The organism is Streptomyces sp. NBC_00454, from assembly GCF_041434015.1.
GTDB lineage: Bacteria > Actinomycetota > Actinomycetes > Streptomycetales > Streptomycetaceae > Streptomyces.
Window position 1 is genome coordinate 5822982 of record NZ_CP107907.1, and the last position, 23048, is coordinate 5846029.

A 23048-nucleotide genomic window follows, 5' to 3' on the forward strand; every position below is an offset into this window, starting at 1 on the left:
GCGCCCGCGCCGGGCATCGCGTCCGCTGCCGGGTTGTCCCCCGCCCCGCAGCTCCCGACCGCAGCCGCCCCTGCGCCGGGTTCCGGGTCCGTTGCTGGGCTGTTCCCCGACCCGGAGCCCCCGGCCGTGGTCGCCGCCGGGCAGTCGCCGGTTCTTGCGGCTGCCCCGGCGCTGGGCTTCGTGTCTGCTGCCGGGTTGTCCCCGGTTCTGCCCGCCACGACCCTGCCGATGCGAGCAGCGCAGGGCCTGCGGTCCGGGTCCGCTTCCGGAGCTTCCGCCGGACCGTCCGAGGCTGTACCGGCAGGCTCTTCGCTCCCGTCCACGCCGGGGACGCTGCCTCCGGCTGCCACCAGAAGACTTCTACCGCCGCCGCCAGTGCATCCGGCCTCCGCCCACGGGAGCACGCCCTCCACGAGGGCCGAGCCCGCGCTGGCTTGGGTCATCCCGACCGGACCCCTGCCATCGGGTGCTCCGGCCCGGGGCGCCACGCCACCCGGAGAGAACGAGTCCAGGGCCTCTGCCGCCGCTCCACACCCCGGATCGGCGCCGTCTCCTGCTCCGACCGCTCGCGACATCCCACTCGCCACGGGCACCGACTCCCTACCGCCCGCAGCCACCGCACCGACCCCGGACGTGACCTCTGGCTCCGGGACCGCCCCGGTGCGGCCGACGCCGATGCCCGCCGAGTCTGCGCCTCTGTCCAACCCAGCCCCGACCAAGTCCCCTCTCCCACCGCCGACGCAGCGTCCAACCTCCCCGCTGACCAGCGGGAGCATCCCTCCGCTCCTCCCCGCGGACCCGCTCCCACCTGCCCCGGCCAGCCCAGCCGGCCCGGCCACCCCGATGAGCCCGGCGAGCCCAGCCGGCAGCGCGGCCGCAGCCTCCCCGCCAGCCCTCGCCTGGCCTTCGCCGGTGCGCCCCCCGGCCCCGGCCGGTCCCGGCATCGATGCCCAGCTTTGGGCCCCGGCCCCGGCTGGTCCCGGCATTCCGGGGCTTCCGCATTCGGCAGTTCCAACGGGGGTTGCGGACGGGGCGCCCCCAAGCGCCTCCACGGAGGGCCTGTCGACTCCGAGCTCGGCGGCCTCCGGGTCCGACGAGCCGCCGCCGTCTCGGAATCCGTGGGCCGCGCCACCCACCGCCGCGGAGGGCAGGACCCCGGAGCCGGTCGCCGACGGCGTGACCGGATGGCCTTCGGCCCGTCCGGCCCGGCTCCTGCCTGAGCCGCCCGCCTCGCCGGGCGCTCTCGGCGGAGTGCCGGACCGGCCTCCGGTACTCGCCCCCACCCCCACCCCCGCCGCCGACCCGGATGTGCCGGGCCCCGTCGGCGCGTTGACGCTGACCGGCCCCGTGGGGGCCCAGGCCTCCCCGGCGGCTGTCGCCGGAGCGGTGGCCGAACCGTCCCCGGTCGTCCCCTGCGCCCCGACCCCCGGCTTCGCCGACCCGGCCGCACCCCTCGCTCCGGGGAACCAGGCCGGGCTGTCCCCGGCCGTGCCCGGCGGGGCACCACCGGCGCGTCCCGCGCCAGTGGCCACGTCCGGTGGTGCCTGGACAGTGCTCCCCCCGGTCTCCGGCTCCGCGGCCTTCTCCATGGCCGCCGACGGCACGCCGGACGAGGCACGCCACAAGCAGCCCCCAGCGGATTCCGGCGTCGCCGAATCGGCGGGGCAGCCCCAGGAACCGGCTGCCGCACCCCCTGCCGCCGCCGCTGGGCCGGGCAACGCTCCGACCGGCCCGGCCAATGCCTTGCCCGCCATGCCGGGCCCGGGTATGCCCTGGGTGGCCGCCGAGCCGCGGCTCGGCGGGGAAGCCGGCGCCACCGTCCCCCGGCAGAAGGACGGCACCGTCAGACCCCGCACGGGAGCGGCCGACCCGCTGGACCACCCCGACCACATGGTCGCCGCCGAGGCCGCCTCGGTGGAGAACCTGCTGCGGTGCTGGGTCCGCGAGACCGGGCTCGGGCAGCCCGCCGGGCCCGTGCTGCGCGTCCCCCTGCCCGCATCCGGCGCCGCCCTGCTCGTCGCCGTCCGCTACTGGTCGGCCGCCGGCTGGCACCGTTTCGGCCCGGCCCTGCTCGAGGGTGCCCCCGTCGACGCCCCCGCCGTGGACGCCGTCACCCTCGCCGCCCTCATCTCCCGCGAGGGCCGTGCCGTCCGAGGCGGCACCACTTCCGCCAACACCCCTTCCGGCGACGCCGCCCCCAGCGGTGCGGACCTCGTCGGCCGGGTCGCCGACTCGGTGCACCGGACCGCCGAGTTCATCGCCGATCGCCGCCGACGGCCGACCGCCCCCTCTCCCGTCGCCGAGGACCCGTTCCTCACCGCCGAACAGTCCCTCCTTCTCGGCCACCCGCTGCACCCGACCCCGAAGAGCCGCGAAGGCCTCTCCGAAGCCGAGGTGCGCGCCTACTCACCCGAACTCCACGGCTCCTTCCCCCTCCATTGGGTGGCGGTCGAGCCCGCAGCGCTCGCCACCGACTCCGCCTGGACCGAACGCGGCCGCCCGGTCTCCGCCGCCCGGCTGCTGGGCCGCCTCGCCCCCGGCCTTCCCGTGCCCGAGGACACCACCCCCCTGCCCCTTCATCCCTGGCAGGCGCACGACCTGCTCCAGCGCCCCGCGGTCACCGCCCTCCGCGACGCGGGACTCCTGCACGACCTGGGCCCGTACGGCGAGCCCTGGTACCCCACCTCCTCCATCCGCACCGTCCACCGGCCCGGCGCCCCCGCGATGCTCAAGCTCTCCCTGGGCCTGCGCATCACCAACTCCCGCCGGGAGAACCTCCGCAAGGAACTCCGCCGCGGCGTCGAAGTCCACCGACTGCTGCGCACCGGGCTCGCGGAGCGGTGGCAGGCGGCCCACCCCGGCTTCGACATCGTCCGCGACCCCGCCTGGGTGGCCGTGAACGCCCCGGACGGCACTCCCATCCCCGGCCTCGACGTCCTACTGCGTCACAACCCCTTCCGCTCGGGCGACGACGCCCTCTGCGTCGCCGCACTCACCGCACTCCGCCCGTGGCCCGGGCGGACCACCATGAGCTCCCGGCTCGCCGAGACGGTCTCGCGTCTCGCCGCCACCACCGGGCGGACGACCTCCGCCGTCTCCGCCGAGTGGTTCCTGCGCTACCTCGACCACGTCGTCCTGCCGGTCCTCGCCTTCGACTCGCTCGCCGGTATCGCCCTCGAAGCGCACCAGCAGAACACGCTGGTCCTCCTCGACCCGGCCGGCTGGCCGGTCGGCGGCCGCTACCGCGACAACCAGGGCTACTACTTCCGCGCCTCCCGCCGCACGGAACTGGAACACCGGCTCCCCGGTATCGGCGCCGCCAGCGACACCTTCGTCTCCGACGCCGTCACCGACGAACGCTTCGCCTACTACCTCGGCATCAACAACGTGCTCGGTCTCATCGGAGCCTTCGGATCCCAGCGGCTCGCCGACGAGCGCGTCCTGCTCGCCGCCTTCCGCCGGTTCCTCGGCAAGGCCCTGGACCTCGGCCCGCTCCCCGCGCGGCTGCTCGACTCACCCACCCTGCGCTGCAAGGCGAATCTGCTCACCCGCCTGGGCGGCCTCGACGAGCTCGTCGGCCCCGTCGACACCCAATCCGTCTACGTCACCATCGCCAACCCCCTTCACGATTGACGCGTCACCACCGACACGGAGAAGAGCCCCGATGCCCTCCACCGATTTCCACACCGATGCGCCCCACACCACCGAACCGCCTCTGACCGCCGAGCTGCTGCCGCTGCTCGCCGAAGCGGACCTGCTCGACTCCCCGGCGAGCTGGGGCGGTGTCACCACGTGGGCCGGACTCTTCCGTCTCGAACCCGTCCGCCTCGGCCGTGACCTGGATCTGCTCACCCGCTGGATGAACGACCCGGAGGTGGCCGCCTACTGGGAGCTCGCCGGCCCCGCCGCCGTCACCGCAGCCCACATGCGGGCACAGCTGGACGGGGACAGCCGCAGCATCCCGTGCCTCGGCCTCCTCGACGGCACACCGATGAGCTACTGGGAGATCTACCGGGCTGACCTCGACCCGCTCTCCGCGTACTACCCGGCGCGCCCCCACGACACGGGTATCCACCTGCTCATCGGAGACGGCACGAACCGTGGCAGGGGTCTGGGCACCGCGCTCCTGCGCGCCGTGGCAGACCTGGTGCTCGACAACCGTCCTCGCTCCATGCGTGTCATCGCCGAACCGGACATCCGCAACACCCCCTCCGTATCAGCCTTCCTGAGCTCCGGCTTCCGCTGTTCCGCGGAGATCGAACTGCCCGGCAAGCGCGCGGCCCTGATGATCCGCGAGCGGGCGCTGCGCAATCTCCTCTGAGTGCCGCCCCGCAAGTCCCGGATCCATCGAACCCGCTCGCCCCGCCCTTCGTCGTCCTCCGCACCTCTCACTTCGAAAACTCTGCGTCGCGCAGCAAAGTTCCCGATCTCCGAGGAGTCCCGTGCCGAATTTCTCAGCAGCCCCCGACTCCGCCGGCCCCCACTTCTCGGACGCCGTGCCCCCGTCCCCCCAGCACCCGTGCACCCCACCCGAACTGAACCTCCCGACCTGGGACTTCGCCGCCCGCCGCCTCCTCGCCAAGATGCTCGGGGAGTTCGCGTACGAGGAGATCATCAGGCCGGTCCCCGCTCCGGCCGCCTCCGGCGACGCCTGGACCCTGACCCTCGACGACGGCAGCAGCCTCGGCTTCCGCGCCCGCCGCCGCGCGTACGGCAGCTGGCACGTCGCCCCCGACACGATCACCCTCACCCCGCCGCGCACCTCAACCGAGCCCCCGGCCCCCACCGGAACTCCCACCACCCCCAGTGCTCCCACCCCCGGGAGCCCCACCACCCCCAGCGGCCAGACCACCGCCTTCGCGGACCCGTACGCCTTCCTCATCCGCGCCCGCACCCTCCTCGGCCTCGACGGCGCCACCCTCGGCCACCTGGTCCGCGAGCTCAGCGCCACCCTCGCCGCCGATGCCCGCATCGATCACGGCGCGCTCACGGCCGACGTCCTCGCCGACCTCGACTACGCCACCCTCGAAGGCCACCAGACCGGCCATCCCTGGCTCGTCCTCAACAAGGGCCGCCTCGGGCTGTCCGCCTCCGACACCGCCGCCTGGGCCCCCGAGGCCCGCAAGCCCCAGCGCCTGCCCTGGCTCGCGGCCCACGTCTCCCTGGCCCAGTACCGGGGCACCGCCGGCCTGGAAGATCCCGCACGCCTCTACTCCGCCGAGCTGGACCCCGTGACCCGCGCCGTCTTCGACCGGGCCCTGCGCGACCGTGGCCTCGATCCGCTCGGCTACCTCTACCTCCCCGTCCATCCCTGGCAGTGGGACGAGGTCCTCCTTCCCCTCTTCGCCCCCGCCCTCGCCGCCGGCACCCTGGTACCGCTCCCCGCCGACCCCGACCTCCGCCTTCCCCAGCAGTCGATCCGCACCTTCCTCAACCTCACCCGCCCCGAGCGCCACAGCGTCAAACTGCCGCTCTCCGTCTTCAACACCATGGTCTGGCGCGGCTTGCCCTCCGACCTGGCCCTGGCCGCGCCCGCCGTCACCGCCTGGATCCACTCGCTCCGCGACGGCGACCCCTTCCTCCGTGACGAATGCGGAGTGATCCTGCTCGGCGAGGTGGCCTCCGTCACCGTGCGCCACCCCGTCTACGACGAGCTCCCCGAAGTCCCGTACCAGTACAAGGAGCTCCTCGGCGCGATCTGGCGCGAGCCGCTGACCGGCCACCTTGCCCCCGGCGAGCGGGCCCGAACCCTCGCCTCGCTCCTGCACACGGACCCCCGCGGCCGGTCCTTCACGGCCGAGCTCGTCGCCCGCTCCGGCCTGGCCCCCGCCGTCTGGCTCCAGCACCTCTTCGCCGCCCTGCTGCCCCCGCTGCTCCGCTTCCTCTACCGCTACGGCACCGTTTTCTCCCCGCACGGCGAGAACGCCGTCGTGATCTTCGACGAGCACGACGTCCCGGTCCGGCTCGCGGTCAAGGACTTCGTGGACGACGTCAACATCTGCGACGAACCCCTGCCCGAGCTCGCCGCCATGCCCGAAGAGGTCCGCGCGGTACTGCTCCGAGAGCCCGCCGATTTCCTGCCCCAGTTCATCCACTCCGGGCTCTTCGTCGGAGTCTTCCGCTACCTCTCCGCTCTCTGCGAGGACCGGCTGGATGTCCCGGAGGAGGAGTTCTGGTCCCTCGTACGGGCGGAGATCCTGCGCCACCAGGCCCGCTTCCCGGAGCTCAAGGAGCGCTACGAGCTCTTCGACCTCCTCGGGGAACGCATCGGGCGGCTCTGCCTCAACCGGAACCGGCTCTACGAGGACGGCTACCGCGACCGCCCCGACCGTCCGCACGCCGTCCAGCACGGCACCGCGGCGAACCCCTTGTACCGGCCGTGAGTCCTCGTCGGTGCGGTCCCTGTCGGTGGCGCCCCGTAGGGTTGGCAGTGCTATGACGAAGCCCTCCCTCCCCGACCTGCTGCACGCCGCCGTCTCCGCCGTCGGCGGCACGGAGCGCCCCGGCCAGGTGGCCATGGCCGAAGCCGTCGCCGAAGCGATCGACGACACCTCCCACCGCCTCATCCAGGCCGGTACCGGCACCGGAAAGTCCTTGGGCTATCTGGTGCCGGCGCTCGCGCACGGCGAGCGCGTGGTCGTGGCCACGGCGACGCTGGCGCTCCAGCGCCAGCTCGTCGAGCGCGACCTGCCCCGGACGGTGGAGGCGCTGCATCCGCAGCTCCGCCGCCGCCCGCAGTTCGCCATGCTCAAGGGCCGCTCCAATTACCTGTGCCTGCACCGCCTGCACGAAGGTGCCCCGCAGGACGAGGAGGAAGGCCTCTTCGACCAGTTCGAGGCGGCCACCCCGACCAGCAAGCTGGGCCAGGACCTGCTGCGCCTGCGCGACTGGGCGGACGAGACCGAGACCGGCGACCGCGACGACCTGACCCCGGGCGTCTCGGACAAGGCCTGGTCGCAGATCTCCGTCTCCTCCCGCGAATGCCTGGGCGCGACGAAGTGCGCGTACGGAGCCGAGTGCTTCGCGGAGGCCGCTCGCGAGCGGGCCAAGCTCGCCGACGTGGTCGTCACCAATCACGCGCTCCTGGCCATCGACGCCATCGAGGGCGCCCCGGTGCTCCCCCCGCACGAGGTGCTGATCGTCGACGAGGCCCACGAGCTGGTCTCCCGGGTCACCGGCGTCGCCACCGGCGAGCTCACCCCCGGCCAGGTGAACCGTGCCGTGAAGCGGGCGGCGAAGCTGGTAGACGAGAAGACCGCGGACTCCCTGCAGACGGCCTCGGAGACCTTCGAGCGCGTCATGGAGCTGGCCCTCCCCGGCCGGCTGGAGGAGATTCCCGAGGATCTCGGCTACGCCCTGATGGCCCTGCGCGACGCCTCGCGCAACGTGATCTCGGCGATCGGCAACACCCGCGACAAGTCCGTCCACGACGAGGACGCGGTCCGCAAGCAGGCCCTGGCCGCGGTGGAGACCGTGCACGGCGTGGCCGAGCGGATCATGAACGGGTCCGAGTACGACGTCGTCTGGTACGAGCGCCACGACCGCTTCGGTGCCACGGTCCGGGTGGCTCCACTGTCGGTGTCAGGCCTGCTGCGCGAGAAGCTGTTCACGGAGCGCTCGGTGGTCCTGACCTCGGCCACCCTCAAGCTCGGCGGCGACTTCAACGGGGTCGCGGCCTCCCTCGGACTCTCCCCGGAGGGCGTCGAGGGGGAGGACGTACCGCAGTGGAAGGGCCTGGACGTCGGCTCGCCGTTCGACTACCCCAAGCAGGGCATCCTCTACGTAGCCAAGCACCTGGCCACCCCCGGCCGCGAGGGCACCCGCGGCGACATGATGGACGAGCTCGCCGAGCTGATCGAGGCGGCCGGCGGCCGCACCCTCGGCCTGTTCTCCTCCATGCGCGGCGCGAAGGCGGCCGCCGAGGAACTGCGCGGCCGGCTCGAGAACCCGATCCTGCTCCAGGGCGAGGAGACCCTGGGCGAGCTGATCAAGAACTTCGCGGCCGATCCGAAGACCTGTCTCTTCGGCACGCTCTCCCTGTGGCAGGGCGTGGACGTTCCCGGGCCCAGCTGCCAGCTGGTGGTCATGGACAGGATCCCGTTCCCGCGCCCCGACGACCCGCTGATGAGCGCCCGGCAGAAGTCGGTCGAGGAGCGCGGCGGCAACGGCTTCATGGCCGTCGCGGCGACGCACGCGGCGCTCCTGATGGCCCAGGGCGCTGGCCGTCTCGTACGGGCCACCGGGGACAAGGGCGTCGTCGCGGTCCTGGACCCCCGGCTCGCGACGGCACGGTACGGGAGCTTCCTGCGGGCCACGCTGCCGGACTTCTGGTACACCACGGACCGCAACCAGGTCCGCCGCTCACTGGCGGCGATCGACGCCTCCGCGCAGGCCGACGGGAAGTAGTTATGGGAGCACGAGCGGCAACCATCGATTGAGCAACCCAAGCGGCGAGCAACCACATCCGCGAGAGCGGCGGCGGTTTAGCCGCAGAAAGCAGAACAGCCCTGGGACCGGCGCAGTGGGTCCCAGGGCTGGATGAGGGCGCGGCTTTCAGAGCCTGCGCAGTACGGCGACGACCTTGCCGAGGATGGTGGCCTCGTCGCCGGGGATCGGCTGGTACGCGGCGTTGTGCGGGAGCAGCCAGACGTGGCCGTCCTCGCGCTTGAACCGCTTGACCGTGGCCTCGCCGTCGAGCATGGCGGCGACGACGTCGCCGTTCTCCGCGACAGGCTGACGGCGGACCGTGACCCAGTCGCCGTCACAGATCGCGGCCTCGATCATCGAGTCTCCGACGACCTTGAGGCAGAACAGCTCACCGTCACCCACCAGCTGGCGCGGGAGCGGGAACACGTCCTCCACCGACTCCTCGGCGAGGATCGGGCCACCCGCGGCGATCCGGCCGACCAGCGGGACGTACGAGGCCGCGGGCTTCCCGGTGGTGTCCGTGGGCTGCGAGCTGGGCTGGTCGGAGCCGCGTACCTCGTACGCCCGGGGGCGGTGCGGGTCACGGCGCAGGAAACCCTTGCGCTCCAGGGCCATGAGCTGGTGTGCGACCGACGACGTGCTGGACAGGCCGACGGCCTGGCCGATCTCCCGCATCGACGGCGGGTAGCCCCGCCGCTGCACCGAGTCGCGGATGACCTCGATGACCCTCCGCTGCCGGTCCGTGAGCCCGGAGCTGTCGGCGCGGATGCCTGGAGGTCGCCCTGGCAGCGAGCGTGCGGGGCGTGCGGGCTCCGCCTCCGGGTTCAGGCTTGCGTCGTTCATGGCATGCACCGGCTCAAGTCGGCTCTGGGAGCGGTTCTGGGCAGTGATGGTGGCACTGTCTGCGGTGGTGGTCACGTCGGCCCCTCTCGAAATGTTCTCCCTAGCTGGACAACGGTAGTTGCTTTCGAAAGGTTGCGCCAAACACACGTTCGAGTGAAAAATCGCAGATCACCCACCGTGTTCATACCGGGAGGTGTATGGACGGCCTGAGGGTGATGGGTGGGCCGTCTGGACCGAACGGAGGTTCGGCTCCGGAGTCACTGCTTACGGTACCCTTCCGGGTCGGGTCGCCACCGGTCGGGTCTGGCCCCAGTGTGGCACCGTGAGGCCTCGGATCAGGCCATCGGGCGCCGCGACACGCGGAGCGACGTAAATCCACCACAACCCAAGATCTAGTGGTTGGATGAGCGCTGCCACCCAGAGGTTGTGGTCCTCGGTCTGCCGAGGCCCCCGACATCGCATATGCTTGTGGCTGCTTCATGAGCCCCCGACAGAGCTTCGACTCTGCCGTTCAGGGGTCTCATGGGGTGATTCAGTCGTGCCAAGAGGAGGGTGAGGGAACCATGCACTGCCCCTTCTGCAGGCACCCCGACAGCCGTGTCGTCGACAGTCGGACCACCGACGACGGCACGTCGATCCGCAGGCGCCGCCAGTGCCCCGACTGCTCCCGTCGCTTCACGACGGTGGAGACGGCCTCGCTGATGGTGATCAAGCGCAGCGGGGTGACAGAACCCTTCAGCCGTACCAAGGTCATCTCCGGCGTGCGCAAGGCGTGCCAGGGGCGGCCGGTCACCGAGGACGCCCTCGCCAAACTCGGCCAGCGGGTCGAAGAGGCGGTGCGCGCCACCGGGAGCGCCGAGCTGACCACCCATGACGTGGGTCTGGCCATACTCGGCCCGTTGCAGGAACTCGACCTGGTCGCCTACCTCCGGTTCGCGTCCGTTTACAAGGCGTTCGACACACTCGAAGACTTCGAGACCGCCATCGCGGAACTCCGCGTGCCGCGGTCCCACGAGGAGTGCGAGCCCGGTGGGACCGCTTCGGTCCCCGTGCCCGCCTCCGCCGCCGACTGATCCGGTGGCCGCGCCCGCAGCGCGGCCGTCCGCTCGGTCCGGCGATGGCATCGCAGATACGTAGCTCCACAGACATACACACAGCACCGTGCCGCGGAATATCGATGGCACTTTAGGGCGTTTTTGCCCGCATATGGGAGGAAGCGGCATGACAGAGACGGCGAGCAGCTCGGCACGAGGTTCCCGCGCCAAGGGGACCAAGACTGCCAAGAGCGGCCTGCGTATCGAGCGCATCCACACCACGCCGGGCGTGCACCCGTACGACGAGGTGAGCTGGGAGCGCCGTGACGTCGTCATGACCAACTGGCGCGACGGCTCGGTCAACTTCGAGCAGCGCGGCGTCGAGTTCCCCGACTTCTGGTCGGTGAACGCGGTCAACATCGTCACCAGCAAGTACTTCCGTGGTGCTGTCGGCACCCCGCAGCGCGAGACCGGTCTGAGGCAGCTGATCGACCGGATCGTGAAGACGTACACCAAGGCCGGCGAGGACTTCGACTACTTCACGTCGCCCGCCGACGCGGAGATCTTCGAGCACGAGCTGACGTACGCGCTCCTGCACCAGATCTTCAGCTTCAACTCGCCGGTGTGGTTCAACGTCGGCACGCCCCAGCCGCAGCAGGTCTCCGCCTGCTTCATCCTGGCCGTCGACGACTCCATGGAGTCGATCCTCGACTGGTACAAGGAAGAGGGCATGATCTTCAAGGGCGGCTCCGGCGCCGGCCTGAACCTCTCCCGCATCCGCTCCTCCAAGGAGCTCCTCTCCTCCGGCGGCAACGCCTCCGGCCCGGTCTCCTTCATGCGCGGCGCCGACGCGTCCGCCGGAACCATCAAGTCGGGCGGCGCCACCCGCCGCGCGGCCAAGATGGTCGTCCTGGACGTGGACCACCCGGACGTCGAGGACTTCATCGCGACCAAGGTGAAGGAAGAGGAGAAGATCCGCGCCCTGCGCGACGCGGGCTTCGACATGGACCTGGGCGGCGACGACATCACGTCCGTCCAGTACCAGAACGCCAACAACTCCGTCCGTGTGAACGACGAGTTCATGACGGCCGTCGAGAACGGCACCGAGTTCGGCCTGCGTGCCCGCATGACCGGCGAGGTCATCGAGACGGTCGACGCCAAGTCGCTCTTCCGCAAGCTCGCCGAGGCCGCGTGGGCCTGTGCCGACCCGGGCATCCAGTACGACGGTGTGATCAACAACTGGCACACCTGCCCCGAGTCCGGCCGCATCACCGCGTCCAACCCCTGCAGCGAGTACATGCACCTGGACAACACGTCCTGCAACCTCGCCTCGCTGAACCTGATGAAGTTCCTCAACGACGACGGCAAGGGCAACCAGTCCTTCGACGCCGAGCGCTTCTCCAAGGTCGTCGAGCTCGTCATCACCGCGATGGACATCTCCATCTGCTTCGCGGACTTCCCGACGCAGAAGATCGGCGAGAACACCCGCGCCTTCCGCCAGCTGGGCATCGGCTACGCCAACCTCGGCGCCCTGCTGATGGCCACCGGCCACGCGTACGACTCGGACGGTGGCCGCACCCTCGCCGCCTCGATCACCTCGCTGATGACCGGTACCGCGTACAAGCGCTCCGCCGAGCTGGCCGCGATCGTCGGCCCGTACGACGGCTACGCCCGCAACGCCGAGTCGCACAAGCGCGTCATGAAGCAGCACGCTGACGCCAACGCCGTCGCCCCGCGCACGGAGGACCTGGACAAGGTCATCTGGGCCGCGGCCACCGAGGCCTGGCAGGACGTCGTCCGTCTCGGCGAGAAGAACGGCTTCCGCAACTCGCAGGCCTCCGTCCTCGCGCCGACCGGCACCATCGGTCTCGCGATGTCCTGTGACACGACGGGCGTCGAGCCGGACCTGGCCCTGGTCAAGTTCAAGAAGCTCGTCGGCGGCGGCTCCATGCAGATCGTCAACGGCACCGTCCCGCAGGCCCTGCGCCGCATGGGATACCAGGAAGAGCAGATCGAGGCGATCGTCGCCCACATCGCCGAGCACGGCGTGGTCGTCGACGCCCCGGGCCTCAAGCCCGAGCACTACTCGGTCTTCGACTGCGCGATGGGCGAGCGTTCCATCTCCGCGATGGGCCACGTCCGCATGATGGCCGCGATCCAGCCCTGGATCTCCGGCGCGATCTCGAAGACGGTCAACATGCCGGAGACGGCGACCGTCGAGGAGATCGAGGAGATCTACTTCGAGGCGTGGAAGCTGGGCGTCAAGGCGCTCGCGATCTACCGCGACAACTGCAAGGTCGGCCAGCCCCTCTCCGCGAAGAAGAAGGAAGAGGAGAAGGTCGAGGTCACGGCCAAGGCCGAGGACACGATCCGCGCGGCGGTCGAGAAGGTCATCGAGTACCGCCCGGTCCGCAAGCGCCTCCCGAAGGGCCGCCCGGGGATCACCACCTCCTTCACGGTCGGTGGCGCCGAGGGCTACATGACCGCGAACTCCTACCCGGACGACGGTCTCGGCGAGGTCTTCCTGAAGATGTCCAAGCAGGGTTCCACCCTCGCGGGCATGATGGACGCCTTCTCGATCGCCGTCTCGGTCGGTCTGCAGTACGGCGTCCCGCTGGAGACGTACGTCGCGAAGTTCACGAACATGCGCTTCGAGCCGGCCGGTATGACGGACGACCCGGACGTGCGGATGGCGCAGTCGATCGTCGACTACATCTTCCGCCGCGTGGCGCTCGACTTCCTGCCCTTCGAGACCCGCTCGGCCCTCGGCATCCACTCCGCCGAGGAGCGTCAGCGTCACCTGGACACCGGTTCCTACGAGCCCCTCGACGAGCAGCTCGACACGGAGTCCCTGACCCAGTCGGCCCCGCTCGCGGCGGTTCCCGCGGTGGCTCCGAAGCCGGTCGCGGCCGCGGTCGCCCCGGTTCCGGCCCCCAAGACGGCGCACTCCAACGCCGAACTGGTCGAGATGCAGCTCGGCGTCTCCGCCGACGCCCCGCTCTGCTTCTCCTGCGGTACGAAGATGCAGCGCGCCGGCTCCTGCTACATCTGCGAGGGCTGCGGCTCCACCAGCGGTTGCAGCTGACCGAGGCCTCAGGGCCGCAACGGCTGAATAGCTGACGAAGCGGGGACCGGCATCATGCCGGTCCCCGCTTCCGTGTTGTGGGCGATGCGCTCCAGTACGGAGACCGCGGTGCGGTACTCCTCGGGGGTGATGCCCTTCGTCGACCGCTCGCGGAAGGCGGCGACGCGGGTGGCCGCGGCGGCGAAGCGGGTGCGGCCGGCGGGGGTGAGTGACAGGGCGCCGGGCGGCTCTTCGCGGAGCCAGTCGTCGGCGGTGAGGGATTCGATGACGCCGGTCAGGGTTTCGGCACCGGCGTTGGCGGCGAGCAGGGCGAGTACGTCGGCGGGCGCCGTCGGGCCGCCTTCGACGGCGTTGAGCACCTGCCAGCCGAGCCGCGTGAGACCGGCGTCGGCGAGGAGGGCGTCCATGGAGCGGGTGAGGGCCAGGTCGGTGCGGTTCAACCAGTATCCGATGGGCTTCATGGATATGCATGCTTGCATGCATATAGTTTCGGGTCAACATGTGATTCGGTAGGGTGGTGGTCATGACTACGCCCGAAAGCGGACCCGAGAGTGGACCCGTGCGTGTTTACGGTCCGGCCGAGGCCGCCGCACTGCTGGATGCCGTCGGTCCGGCCTTCGGCAAGCTCCGCCGCTCGGTACTGGCCGAGGTGGAGAATCCGCTGTCACCGAAGGACATGACGCGCACGCTCGTGCTCAACATCGTCGAGGACGGCGCCAAGGCGCCGGACGGCGAGGTGACGGTGGGGGCGGTCGCCGAGCGGCTCGGCGTGGATCCGTCCGTGGCCAGCCGGATGGTCGCCGACTGCATCTCCAGCGGCTACCTCGTCCGGGCCGCCTCCCAGCGGGACGGCCGGCGCACCATCCTGTGTCTGAGCGCGCAGGGCGTGGACCTGCTGGGCCGCTTCCGGGCGCACCAGCGCGCCGCGTTCGAGTACGTGACGGCCGACTGGTCCGAGCCCGACCGGCTGGACCTGGCCCGGCTCATGGTCAAGTACGTCGACACGATCGCGGGACTGCGCGAGCGGGGCCCGGCCGGCCGCTGACCGGCGGGGACCCCGCCGCGCGCTTCAGTGCGGGATGGTGCGGGCCGGGCGGGTGATCGTTTCTTCTCGGAAGTCCGAGATCGCGGAGCTCACCTGGCGCATGAGATGGGTGTTCTCGATCCGGTCGAGGTAGAGGCAGCGCGCTGCCAGTCCGGTCAGCTCGAACGCGAAGCACAGCGACATCAGCGGGTTCACGAAGAGCTCGCTGTCCTGGGTGCGGCTGGTGAACCGGACGTCTCCGAAGGCGCCGCGGACGGCCGCGGCGACCGAGCCGTTCACGATGCTCGGATGGTCCGGGGTGTGCTCCTGGGCGTGGGCCACGGCATCGAGGTAGAGCGCGCCCTCGCGGGTGGCGCGGGGGATCGAGAACGCACCGAGGTACGCCCCGTCCCGCTCCAGCGCCGCGATGTTCTCCAGCACCAGTGCGTGGCTCACCCCGTGGTACGCGTCCACGCCGAAGCCGACGCAGACGACGAGGCGTTCGGCTACGTCGTCCAGCGCGGCCAGCGCCGCCACGCTGGTCAGGTCCTCCTCGGGCGTGCCGAGACCGGCTTCGTCACCCCGCATCAGGATGTCGGTGCCGCCGTCGACCAGGACCACCGCGTCGATGTGGTGCAGGTCGATCAGCGCCCGGTAGGCGGCGCGCAGCGGCTGCACGCCGACCTGGGGGAAGGCGTACACCGTGGACGGGTAGCCGTGCAGCTTCAGCCACTGGGCCAGGGTCCGCTCGGGGAAATAGGCCTGGTGGGGCGAGGAGTCGGGGGTGACGGCCGCGAGGTCCGGGGCCACCCAGTCCTCGACCGGGAGGCCCCCGAGCGAGCTGAAGGAGAGGTTCGCGAGGTGGACCTCCTTGCCCTGGTGCATGAGGGAGAGGGCGATGGGGAGGCCGGAGTAGATGTCGAAGCCGCCGCCGGCGCCGGCGACGAGGATGCGCTCGGCCGAAGCCAGGCGGGTGAAGAGCGGGTTGGAGTGCAGGGCGGTCATGACCATCATTGTGCGGGGGCCCTGCGACCCGGCGCCCCGGGATGTCACGGTACGGCGAGCGACGGAGCGGGGGAGCGGCCATGTGGAACGGCGACCAGTTGGACCTGGATGCCTATCTGGCGAGGATCGGTTGGGAGGGCGGGGAACTCCGGGCGGATCTGGCGACGTTGAAGGAAGTACACCGGGCCCACACCGGTGCGATCACCTTCGAGAGTCTGGACGTACTGTTCGGCCGCCCGGTCGCGCTGGACGTCAAGGCGGTCGAAGACAAGCTCGTGCACGAGCGCCGCGGCGGCTACTGCTACGAGCAGAACCTGCTGCTGGCCGCTGCCCTGGAGCGGATCGGCTTCGAGGTCTCGGGGCGCGGTGCCCGCAACCGCACCCGCGGGGACACCCTTCTCGCGGTGACGCACGCCGTCCTCGTCGTCACCGTGGAAGGGGAGCCCTGGCTCTGCGACGCGGGGTTCGGCTGGCAGGGCCCGCGCGAGCCCGTGCTCCTGGCGCGCCCGGGAGCCCAGGCGCACCAGGGGGAGTGGGTGTTCCGCGTCCGGGAGGAGGCGGGCGGGGTCCTCGTGCTCTGCGCACTGCGCGAGGGAGCCTGGCGCGACCTGTACGCCTTCTCCCCACAGCCCTACCACCCCGTCGACTACGTGGTGCTCAACCACTACAGCTCCTCGCACCCCCGCTCCTCCTTCGTCGGCCAGGTCATCGTCCAGTACCCGGGCGACCGGGCCCGGCTGGCGCTCGTGGGGCGGGTGCTCTCGCGGCTGCTTCCCGACGGGCGGGTGGAGCGCCGGGAAGTGGAGTCCGAGGGGCTGCTCGCCCTGCTCGACCGGGAGTTCGGGCTTCGTCTGCCCGATCGGGACGCGGTGGAACTCCTGCGGATCTACCGCGCCGGGGACTGACCCGGGCCCCGCCGGGCCCGTACGATGGCGCAGTGCTGGTCAAGTGGATTCGCTGCACGGTGACGGACCGACGCGGGTTCGAGCGCGGGCAGCGCAAATGGGCTGGGCTGCCCGGCGAACCGGGGTTCCGGGGACAGGGCGGCGGCTGGAGCCGAGGCCGGCAGGGGGTGGCGCATGTCTTCGCGTTCTGGGAAAGCCGCTCCTTCTACGATTCCTTCATGGCCCGGTCGCACGACCGGCTGGCGGCCTCGCAGAACGGCACCTTCACCGACGCGCGGGTCACGCTCTTCGATTATCGATTCGATGTGAAGACCGGCTTCGAGCCCCGTTTCACCGACGCCGACGTCGTCCGGGTCGCCCATACCCGGGTGCGCGAGGGCAGGGTGGACCACTTCGCCCTCATGCAGGAGAAGGTGTGGAATCCGGCGATGGCGGGCTCGCCCGGCATGATCCGGGGCCTCTTCGGCGAGGCGCCCGGCCGGGAGTTCCTCGTCCTGTCGATGTGGCAGGCGGCGGCCGAACACGGCAAGTACCGGCAGGAGCGGGTCGAGCGGCTCTCGCTGCGCGCCCAGATCCAGGCCGACGTGGAGGCCCTCACCGGTGACGTCGTCGACCTGGAACCCTCCTGGACGGTATGACCGTACGAAGAGCTGGCCGTACGACTGCGGCCCGGCCGACCGGCGTGCCCGGTCGGCCGGGCCGCCGGTGGCCGAATAGGGTCGTGGGATGGTTCGACCACGGCGCATCGTCCTTGTCCGGCACGGGGAATCGGAGGGCAATGCCGATGACTCGGTGTACGAGCGGGAGCCCGACCACGCCCTGAGGCTGACCCGCGCAGGGCGCGAGCAGGCCGCCGACGCCGGCGTCCGGCTGCGTGAGCTCTTCGAGGACGAGTCCATCAGCGCGTACGTCTCCCCGTACCGCCGGACCCTGCAGACCTTCCGGGAGTTGCGCCTTGACCCGGCGCGGGTCCGGATGCGCGAGGAGCCGAGACTGCGCGAGCAGGACTGGGGAAACTGGCAGGACCGGGACGACGTACGGCTGCAGAAGGCCTACCGCGACGCCTACGGACACTTCTTCTACCGTTTCGCGCAGGGGGAGTCGGGCGCCGACGTGTACGACCGCGTCGGCTCCTTCCTGGAAAGCCTCTACCGCAGCTTCGAGGCGCCGGACCATCCGGAAAACGTGCTGCTCGTGACCCACGGGCTGACGATGAGACTGTTCTGCATGCGGTGGTTCCACTGGTCCGTGGCCGAGTTCGAGGCCCTCTCCAACCCGGGGAACGGCGAATACCGGGTCCTTCTGCTCGGCCCCGACGGCCGGTACCGGATGGACCGCCCGTTTGAGCGGTGGACCACACCCGAGCCTTATGACCTGGACGGCTAGAGTGACGCGCGATGACCTCTGACTCCTCTCCCGAAAGGCGCTACGCGCGCGCCATGGCCAGCCTCCGCGGGCTGGCCATGGGGGACGCCCTGGGCTCCCAGTACTTCGTCCCCGTCAACTACCCGCTGCTCAAGCGGCGCGAGCTGCCCCTCGGCAGCGATCCCTGGCAGTGGACCGACGACACCGAGATGGCCTGCTCGGTGGTGGCCGTGCTCGCCGAACACGACCGGGTGGACCAGGACGCTCTGGCCTCCTCCTTCGCCCACCACCACGACTTCGACCGCGGCTACGGCCCCGCCGTCAACCGGATGCTGCGCCTGGTCCGCGAAGGCGCGGACTGGCGCACGCTCGCCGCCGAACTGTTCAACGGGCAGGGCTCGTGGGGCAACGGCGCGGCCATGCGGGTCGCCCCGCTGGGCGCCTGGTACGCCGACGACCCCGAGCAGGCCACCCATCAGGCGGAGATCTCCGCCTACACGACCCACCAGCACCGCGAAGCGGTGTGCGGAGCGATGGCCGTGGCCGCCGCGGCCGCGCTCGCGGCCGCCCCTGCCGGGCCGCCCAAGGCCGCTGACCTGCTGGACGGCGTGATCGCGCTGGTCCCGCGCAGCGCCGTGGGAGCCGGGCTGCGGCGGGCGCGCGACATGCTGGACTACAGCGACGCGACCACCGTCGCGGCCGTACTGGGCTGCGGGCGGCGCACCAGCGCCCATGACACCGTGCCGTTCGCCCTGTGGTCGGCGGCACGGGGCCTCGACGACTACGAGCGGGCCTTCTGGACCACCGCGCAGGTGGGCGGTGACGTCGACACGACCTGCGCGATCGTCGGCGGGGTGCTCGGCGCGCGCGGGGACGAGGTGCTGCCGGCCGCCTGGCTGGCGCGGACCGAGGCACTGCCGGCCTGGCTGCCGGAGATGGCGCGGTAGCAGCGCGGCGGCGGCGGTCCGCGCGGAACCGCGCCCCGTCCGTTTGTCACGGTCCTGCCACAGGGCTCTTTTAAACCTGTTCAAAACTGACTGCCACCGGCCTACTCTGTCCGCTCCGCCGCCCCCGCACTCCCGGGGGCGGCCGACAGGGGAGGGGAACCCGATGCCAGAGAACGCAGACGGAGCGAACGGCGGTGCGGCGAAGGCCGCGGACGCGGCGAAGGTCGCGGACGCCGTGGCCGGGGGCGGAGCCGCCGGTGCTCCTGCCGGGCCGGGCGCGGGGGCCGGCGTAGGATCCGCTCCGCCCACGCCGACAGGGATGCCCCCCGCGCCGCCCGGTTGGGATCCCAAGGCGTGGCAGACCTACCAGACGCGTCTGATGCGTCAGCGCCGGGCCCGGGCCGGTGGCTGGTCCCTCGCCACGCTCGCCTGGGCCGAGGCCGCGCGGCCCGGGGCTGTGGCCCCCGTCTCGGGCCCCGTGCTCGGCGCCGTCCTCGCCTCGGGCGTCGCAGCCGCCCTGCTGCTCGGTGACGGGCTGGGTCCAGGCCTGCTCATCGCGGTGGTGCCGGCCCTCGTCGCCGCGTACGCGGCCGCCCGCAGGGCCGGGCGCACCATCCGGCCGTGGACCACGGTGTGGGCGCTGGGCTGCATCGCGCTCCTGGCCGTGCCCGCCCTGCGGGACTCCGGCTGGCCGACCGCGATGGCCCTGCTGGCCGCCCTCCTGGCGGGTGCGCTGGCCCTGCACGGCAGCCGCAGCTGGCCCGGCATCCTGCTCAGCCCGCTCGGCTTCGTCGACTCGGCCGTCCTCGGGGTGCGCTGGGCCTGGACCGGGGTGCGCTCGCGCGGCGACGGGGCGAGGAAGGACCGCGTGCTGCCGCTGCTGAAGGCGACGCTGGTGGCGGTGGTTCTGCTCGTACTCTTCGGCACGCTGTTCGCTTCGGCCGACGCCGCCTTCGCGGATGTGCTCAGCGGGTTGGTTCCCGACGTCAGCGGCGGGGACGGGGCGGTGCGCTTCCTGCTCTTCCTGCTGGGCGCCGTCCTCGCGATCGCCGCCGCCCGGACCGCCGCGGCGCCCGCCCGCTGGGACCGGATCGCGGTGGCCCCGGGGAAGGCGCGCTCGCGGGTGGAGTGGGCGCTGCCGCTCGTCGTGCTGAACCTGCTCTTCGCCGGATTCAACGCCGTTCAGCTGACCGTCCTGTTCGGCGGCTACCGCAAGGTCCTGGAAGCCACCGGCCTCAGCTACTCCGAGTACGCCCGCCAGGGCTTCTGGCAGCTGCTCTGGGCCACCCTGCTCACCCTCGCCGTCATCGCGCTCGCCCTGCGCTGGGCCCCGCGCGACGGTGCCGGCGACCGGCGGCTGGTGCGCTCCGTGCTCGGCACGCTGTGCGCCCTGACCCTGGTCGTGGTCGCTTCCGCGCTGCACCGCATGAACCTCTACGTGGACGCGTACGGGCTGACCCGGCTGCGCGTCTCGGTCGCGGGCGTGGAGCTGTGGCTCGGGCTGGTCGTCGCACTGATCATGGCTGCGGGGGTGTTCGGCGCGCGGTGGCTGCCGCGCGCGGTGGCGGGGAGCGCCGTGGCCGCCGTACTGGCCTTCGGACTGGTGTCCCCGGACGGGCTGATCGCCGAGGGCAACGTCCACCGCTACGAGCAGGACCGCAAGATCGACCTGGCCTACTTCCAGTCCCTGTCGGCCGACGCGGTGCCGGCCCTGGACCGGCTGCCCGAGCCGCAGCGCTCCTGCGCCCTGCGCGGGATCAACCAGGACCTGGTGCGGGCGGGCGACGACGTGCCCTGGTACGCGATGAGCCTGGGGGAGCGCAGGGCCCGGCAGATCCTGCACGACCGCCCGGTGACGGCCTCGTACGAGGAGTGCTCGCGCCTGCGCACCTTCGGTTAGCGATCTCGTGCGACGGGCCCGGCGCGCAATTCCGCCCGCGCCGGGCCCCTCGTACGGGACTGCGCTCAGGCGGCCGGACCGGCCTGGGCGGCGGCTCCGTTCAGCGCCTCCAGGTCGCTCTTGCGCACGCGGATCACCAGCAGGGCGGTGACGAGCGCGACCGCGGCCATGGCCACGGCCGCGATGAAGGCGGTGGCGATCCCGTGGGTGAGGACGATGTCCCCCCAGGGGTCGGGCAGTCGCCCGGTCTGCTTGACGGCCGCCACCTGACCCGGCTCGGCCTGCGCGAGGAAGGCCGGAAACTGCTTGTCGGCCTCGTTGCGGCTGGCCGTGCCGAAGACGGTGACCAGGATGGACAGCCCCAGCGAGCCGCCGACCTGCTGGCTGGCGTTGAGCAGCCCGGAGGCCGCGCCCGCCTCGTGCGGGGCCACCCCGGAGACGGCGGTGAGGGTGAGGGTGACGAAGTTGAGGCCCATGCCGAAGCCGAAGAGCAGCATCGGGCCCAGCACTCCGGAGAGGTACGAGCTGTCGGGCTCGATGAAGGTCAGCCACACCAGGCCGGTACCGGTGAGCGCGGAGCCGGTGATCATGAAGGGCTTGGGGCCGAAGCGCGGCAGCAGGCGCTGGGAGATTCCGGCGGCGGTGACGATGGCGACCGTGACGGGCAGGAAGCCGATGCCGGACTGGATGGGGGAGAAGCCCAGCACGTTCTGCACGAACTGGACGATGAAGAAGAACATTCCGAACATCGCGGCGGCGAGGCTGAGCATGATCACGTAGGTGCCGGTGCGATTGCGCTCGGCGAACATGCGCAGCGGGATGATCGGATCGGCGGCCCGGGACTCGATGAGTACGAAGCCCGCGAGCAGGGCGACGGCGACCGCGAAGGAGCCGAGGGTCACGCCGTCGCGCCAGCCGTCCTGGGAGGCGCGGATGAACCCGTAGACGAGTGCGGTCATGCCTCCGGTGGAAGCGAGTGCTCCGGCGATGTCGAACCGGCCGGGATGACGCTCGGACTCGCTGATGTAGAGCGGGGCGAGGACCGCGATCAGGATGCCGATCGGCACGTTGACGAAGAAGACCCAGCGCCAGTCGAGCCATTCGGTGAGCATCCCGCCCGCCAGCAGGCCGATGGCGCCGCCGCCCGCGGAGACGGCCGCGAACACGCCGAAGGCGCGGTTGCGTTCGGGTCCCTCGGCGAAGGTGGTGGTGATCAGGGCGAGCGAGGTCGGGGAGGCGATGGCGCCGCCGACGCCCTGGAGGGCGCGGGCCGCGAGCAACTGCCAGGGCTCCTGGGCGAAACCGCCGAGCAGGGAGGCCAGGGTGAAGAGCAGGATGCCGGTCATGAAGACGCGGCGCCGGCCCAGGATGTCGCCCGCGCGGCCGCCGAGGAGCAGCAGTCCGCCGAAGGCGAGCGTGTAGGCGCTGATCACCCACGACAGGTCGGTGGTCGAGATCGCGAGGTCGGTCTGGATGTGCGGGAGCGCGATGTTCACGATCGTCGCGTCGAGGACGACCATGAGCTGGCAGGCGGCGATGACGGCGAGCGCCACTCCCGGGCGCCCCTCCCGGCGGGCCGCGCCCGGTATCCGGGGTTTGGAGAGCTGAGGAGTTGTCACTGTGGATCCCCCCAAAGTGAAATAGTGAACGTATGCGTTCACAGCCCGTCCACCGTAGGGAGTCGGCCTTAGGGAACGCAAGCGTTCACTAAGGCTGAAAATGCGTGCGACGGACGTGAGTTCCGGGCGGAGGTAGGGCAGTGATGGGTACGCGCTGGTCAGCGGCGCCTTCGGGGCGCAGGCGCGGGCCCGAGCTCGAACGGGCGATTCTCGACGCCGTGTTGGAGCAGCTGAGCACCAGTGGCTGGAACGCCCTCACCATGGAGGGCGTGGCCGCCGGTGCGCAGACCGGCAAGGCGGCGCTGTACCGGCGCTGGCCCTCGAAGGCGGACCTGGTGGCCGACGCGCTGTGGACGCGGCTGCCGCCGCTCGTCCAGATCCGGGACCTGGGGTCGATCCGCGAGGACCTCTACGCACTCTGCGTGCGGATGCGGGACGTCATGAACTCGCGAGCCGGGCGGGCGCTGAGAGCGGTGCTTCACGAGTGCGACCACGGCCATGCGGAGCGGTTCCGGGGCCTGATCCTGTCCGGCTTGCACGACCCGGCGCACCGCCTGATCGCCGAGCTGGTGCAGCGCGGGATCGACCGCGGCGACGTCCGGGCGGACGCGAGCGGCCCCCTCCTCGTCGAGGTGATTCCGGCGATGATGATGTACCGCGCGAAGGTGTGCGGGAGCGAATGGGTGGACGTGGAGATCGCCGAGATGATCGACGAGGTCATGCTGCCGCTGCTCCGGGCGTGAGGCGGGCGCAGAGGCGGTCCGGGCGGTCGGCGCAGGCCGCGAAGGTGGCCGGGAGGGGGTCCGGGGGAGTCCGGGAGGGTCCGGCAGGGGTCGGCGGGAGGCCCGGCGGAGGTCTGGCGCGGGCCTGGCGGGGGTCGGGGTGTGCAGGCGG

The 23048-nt window shown here is 71.6% G+C and carries 17 protein-coding genes; 13 read left to right on the forward strand and 4 right to left on the reverse strand.

Annotated elements, in window-relative coordinates; translation table 11 throughout:
• Window positions 1–1251 precede the first annotated feature (1251 nt).
• From OHU74_RS26915 to OHU74_RS26930, 4 genes are all read left to right on the forward strand, one after another.
• Window positions 1252–3633: an IucA/IucC family protein gene (locus OHU74_RS26915; protein ID WP_371618229.1), complete on the forward strand. Its 2382-nt coding sequence runs from the start codon at window positions 1252–1254 to the stop codon at window positions 3631–3633.
• 31 nt (window positions 3634–3664) lie between these two features.
• Window positions 3665–4321, forward strand: coding sequence for a GNAT family N-acetyltransferase (locus OHU74_RS26920; protein WP_371618230.1), 657 nt, complete (start codon window positions 3665–3667; stop codon window positions 4319–4321).
• A 121-nt stretch (window positions 4322–4442) separates the two neighbouring features.
• On the forward strand, window positions 4443–6383 hold the full coding sequence (locus OHU74_RS26925) for an IucA/IucC family siderophore biosynthesis protein (RefSeq protein ID WP_371618231.1): 1941 nt from the start codon (window positions 4443–4445) through the stop codon (window positions 6381–6383).
• Between the two features lie 52 nt (window positions 6384–6435).
• Complete coding sequence (locus tag OHU74_RS26930) at window positions 6436–8406, forward strand: ATP-dependent DNA helicase (protein ID WP_371618232.1); 1971 nt, start codon at window positions 6436–6438, stop codon at window positions 8404–8406.
• Between the two features lie 147 nt (window positions 8407–8553).
• On the opposite strand, the gene lexA is transcribed toward OHU74_RS26930, so the two are convergent.
• On the reverse strand, window positions 8554–9345 hold the full coding sequence (lexA, locus tag OHU74_RS26935; protein ID WP_371618233.1) for a transcriptional repressor LexA: 792 nt from the start codon (window positions 9343–9345) through the stop codon (window positions 8554–8556).
• Window positions 9346–9833: 488 nt separating this feature from the next.
• Here lexA and nrdR point away from each other — a divergent pair, with 488 nt between their 5' ends.
• Both nrdR and OHU74_RS26945 read left to right on the forward strand, forming a co-directional pair.
• Window positions 9834–10343, forward strand: a complete 510-nt coding sequence (gene nrdR / locus OHU74_RS26940) for a transcriptional regulator NrdR (RefSeq protein WP_371618234.1) — start codon at window positions 9834–9836, stop codon at window positions 10341–10343.
• A 148-nt stretch (window positions 10344–10491) separates the two neighbouring features.
• Complete coding sequence (locus OHU74_RS26945; RefSeq protein WP_371618235.1) at window positions 10492–13389, forward strand: vitamin B12-dependent ribonucleotide reductase; 2898 nt, start codon at window positions 10492–10494, stop codon at window positions 13387–13389.
• An 8-nt stretch (window positions 13390–13397) separates the two neighbouring features.
• Here the strand turns inward: OHU74_RS26945 and OHU74_RS26950 are convergent, their stop codons facing one another.
• Window positions 13398–13850 carry a MarR family transcriptional regulator gene (locus OHU74_RS26950; RefSeq protein ID WP_371618236.1) on the reverse strand — a complete coding sequence of 151 codons (453 nt, stop codon included), beginning with the start codon at window positions 13848–13850 and terminating at the stop codon, window positions 13398–13400.
• A 98-nt stretch (window positions 13851–13948) separates the two neighbouring features.
• Between OHU74_RS26950 and OHU74_RS26955 the strand changes: the two genes are divergently transcribed.
• Window positions 13949–14434, forward strand: coding sequence for a MarR family winged helix-turn-helix transcriptional regulator (locus OHU74_RS26955; RefSeq protein ID WP_371618237.1), 486 nt, complete (start codon window positions 13949–13951; stop codon window positions 14432–14434).
• A 24-nt stretch (window positions 14435–14458) separates the two neighbouring features.
• Here the strand turns inward: OHU74_RS26955 and OHU74_RS26960 are convergent, their stop codons facing one another.
• Window positions 14459–15418, reverse strand: coding sequence for a DUF1152 domain-containing protein (locus OHU74_RS26960; RefSeq protein ID WP_371618238.1), 960 nt, complete (start codon window positions 15416–15418; stop codon window positions 14459–14461).
• An 80-nt stretch (window positions 15419–15498) separates the two neighbouring features.
• On the opposite strand from OHU74_RS26960, the gene OHU74_RS26965 reads away from it, so the two are divergent.
• From OHU74_RS26965 to OHU74_RS26985, 5 genes are all read left to right on the forward strand, one after another.
• Complete coding sequence (locus tag OHU74_RS26965; RefSeq protein WP_371618239.1) at window positions 15499–16323, forward strand: arylamine N-acetyltransferase; 825 nt, start codon at window positions 15499–15501, stop codon at window positions 16321–16323.
• 32 nt (window positions 16324–16355) lie between these two features.
• Window positions 16356–16961 carry a YdbC family protein gene (locus OHU74_RS26970; protein WP_371618240.1) on the forward strand — a complete coding sequence of 202 codons (606 nt, stop codon included), beginning with the start codon at window positions 16356–16358 and terminating at the stop codon, window positions 16959–16961.
• Between the two features lie 88 nt (window positions 16962–17049).
• Entirely contained in the window at window positions 17050–17709 is a 660-nt protein-coding gene (locus OHU74_RS26975) for a histidine phosphatase family protein (protein WP_330298949.1), read from the forward strand.
• An 11-nt stretch (window positions 17710–17720) separates the two neighbouring features.
• Window positions 17721–18635, forward strand: coding sequence for an ADP-ribosylglycohydrolase family protein (locus OHU74_RS26980; RefSeq protein ID WP_371618241.1), 915 nt, complete (start codon window positions 17721–17723; stop codon window positions 18633–18635).
• A 163-nt stretch (window positions 18636–18798) separates the two neighbouring features.
• Complete coding sequence (locus OHU74_RS26985; protein ID WP_371618242.1) at window positions 18799–20535, forward strand: DUF4153 domain-containing protein; 1737 nt, start codon at window positions 18799–18801, stop codon at window positions 20533–20535.
• Window positions 20536–20600: 65 nt separating this feature from the next.
• Here OHU74_RS26985 and OHU74_RS26990 read toward each other — a convergent pair whose 3' ends face one another.
• A complete protein-coding gene (locus tag OHU74_RS26990; RefSeq protein ID WP_371618243.1) occupies window positions 20601–22154 on the reverse strand; it encodes an MFS transporter in 1554 nt (517 codons plus the stop codon).
• A gap of 140 nt (window positions 22155–22294) precedes the next feature.
• Between OHU74_RS26990 and OHU74_RS26995 the strand changes: the two genes are divergently transcribed.
• Window positions 22295–22897 (forward strand): TetR/AcrR family transcriptional regulator, encoded by a 603-nt coding sequence (locus tag OHU74_RS26995; RefSeq protein WP_371618244.1) that lies wholly within the window; start codon window positions 22295–22297, stop codon window positions 22895–22897.
• Window positions 22898–23048 lie beyond the last annotated feature (151 nt).

Excerpts from the sequence above, each read along its gene's own strand:
- OHU74_RS26975 (WP_330298949.1), top strand. The coding sequence starts at position 17,050 with ATGGTTCGACCACGGCGCATCGTCCTTGTCCGGCACGGGGAATCGGAG.
- OHU74_RS26965 (WP_371618239.1), top strand. The coding sequence starts at position 15,499 with ATGTGGAACGGCGACCAGTTGGACCTGGATGCCTATCTGGCGAGGATC.
- OHU74_RS26950 (WP_371618236.1), bottom strand. The coding sequence starts at position 13,850 with ATGAAGCCCATCGGATACTGGTTGAACCGCACCGACCTGGCCCTCACC.
- OHU74_RS26945 (WP_371618235.1), top strand. The coding sequence starts at position 10,492 with ATGACAGAGACGGCGAGCAGCTCGGCACGAGGTTCCCGCGCCAAGGGG.
- OHU74_RS26980 (WP_371618241.1), top strand. The coding sequence starts at position 17,721 with ATGACCTCTGACTCCTCTCCCGAAAGGCGCTACGCGCGCGCCATGGCC.
- nrdR (WP_371618234.1), top strand. The coding sequence starts at position 9,834 with ATGCACTGCCCCTTCTGCAGGCACCCCGACAGCCGTGTCGTCGACAGT.
- OHU74_RS26960 (WP_371618238.1), bottom strand. The coding sequence starts at position 15,418 with ATGACCGCCCTGCACTCCAACCCGCTCTTCACCCGCCTGGCTTCGGCC.
- OHU74_RS26985 (WP_371618242.1), top strand. The coding sequence starts at position 18,799 with ATGCCAGAGAACGCAGACGGAGCGAACGGCGGTGCGGCGAAGGCCGCG.
- OHU74_RS26930 (WP_371618232.1), top strand. The coding sequence starts at position 6,436 with ATGACGAAGCCCTCCCTCCCCGACCTGCTGCACGCCGCCGTCTCCGCC.
- OHU74_RS26920 (WP_371618230.1), top strand. The coding sequence starts at position 3,665 with ATGCCCTCCACCGATTTCCACACCGATGCGCCCCACACCACCGAACCG.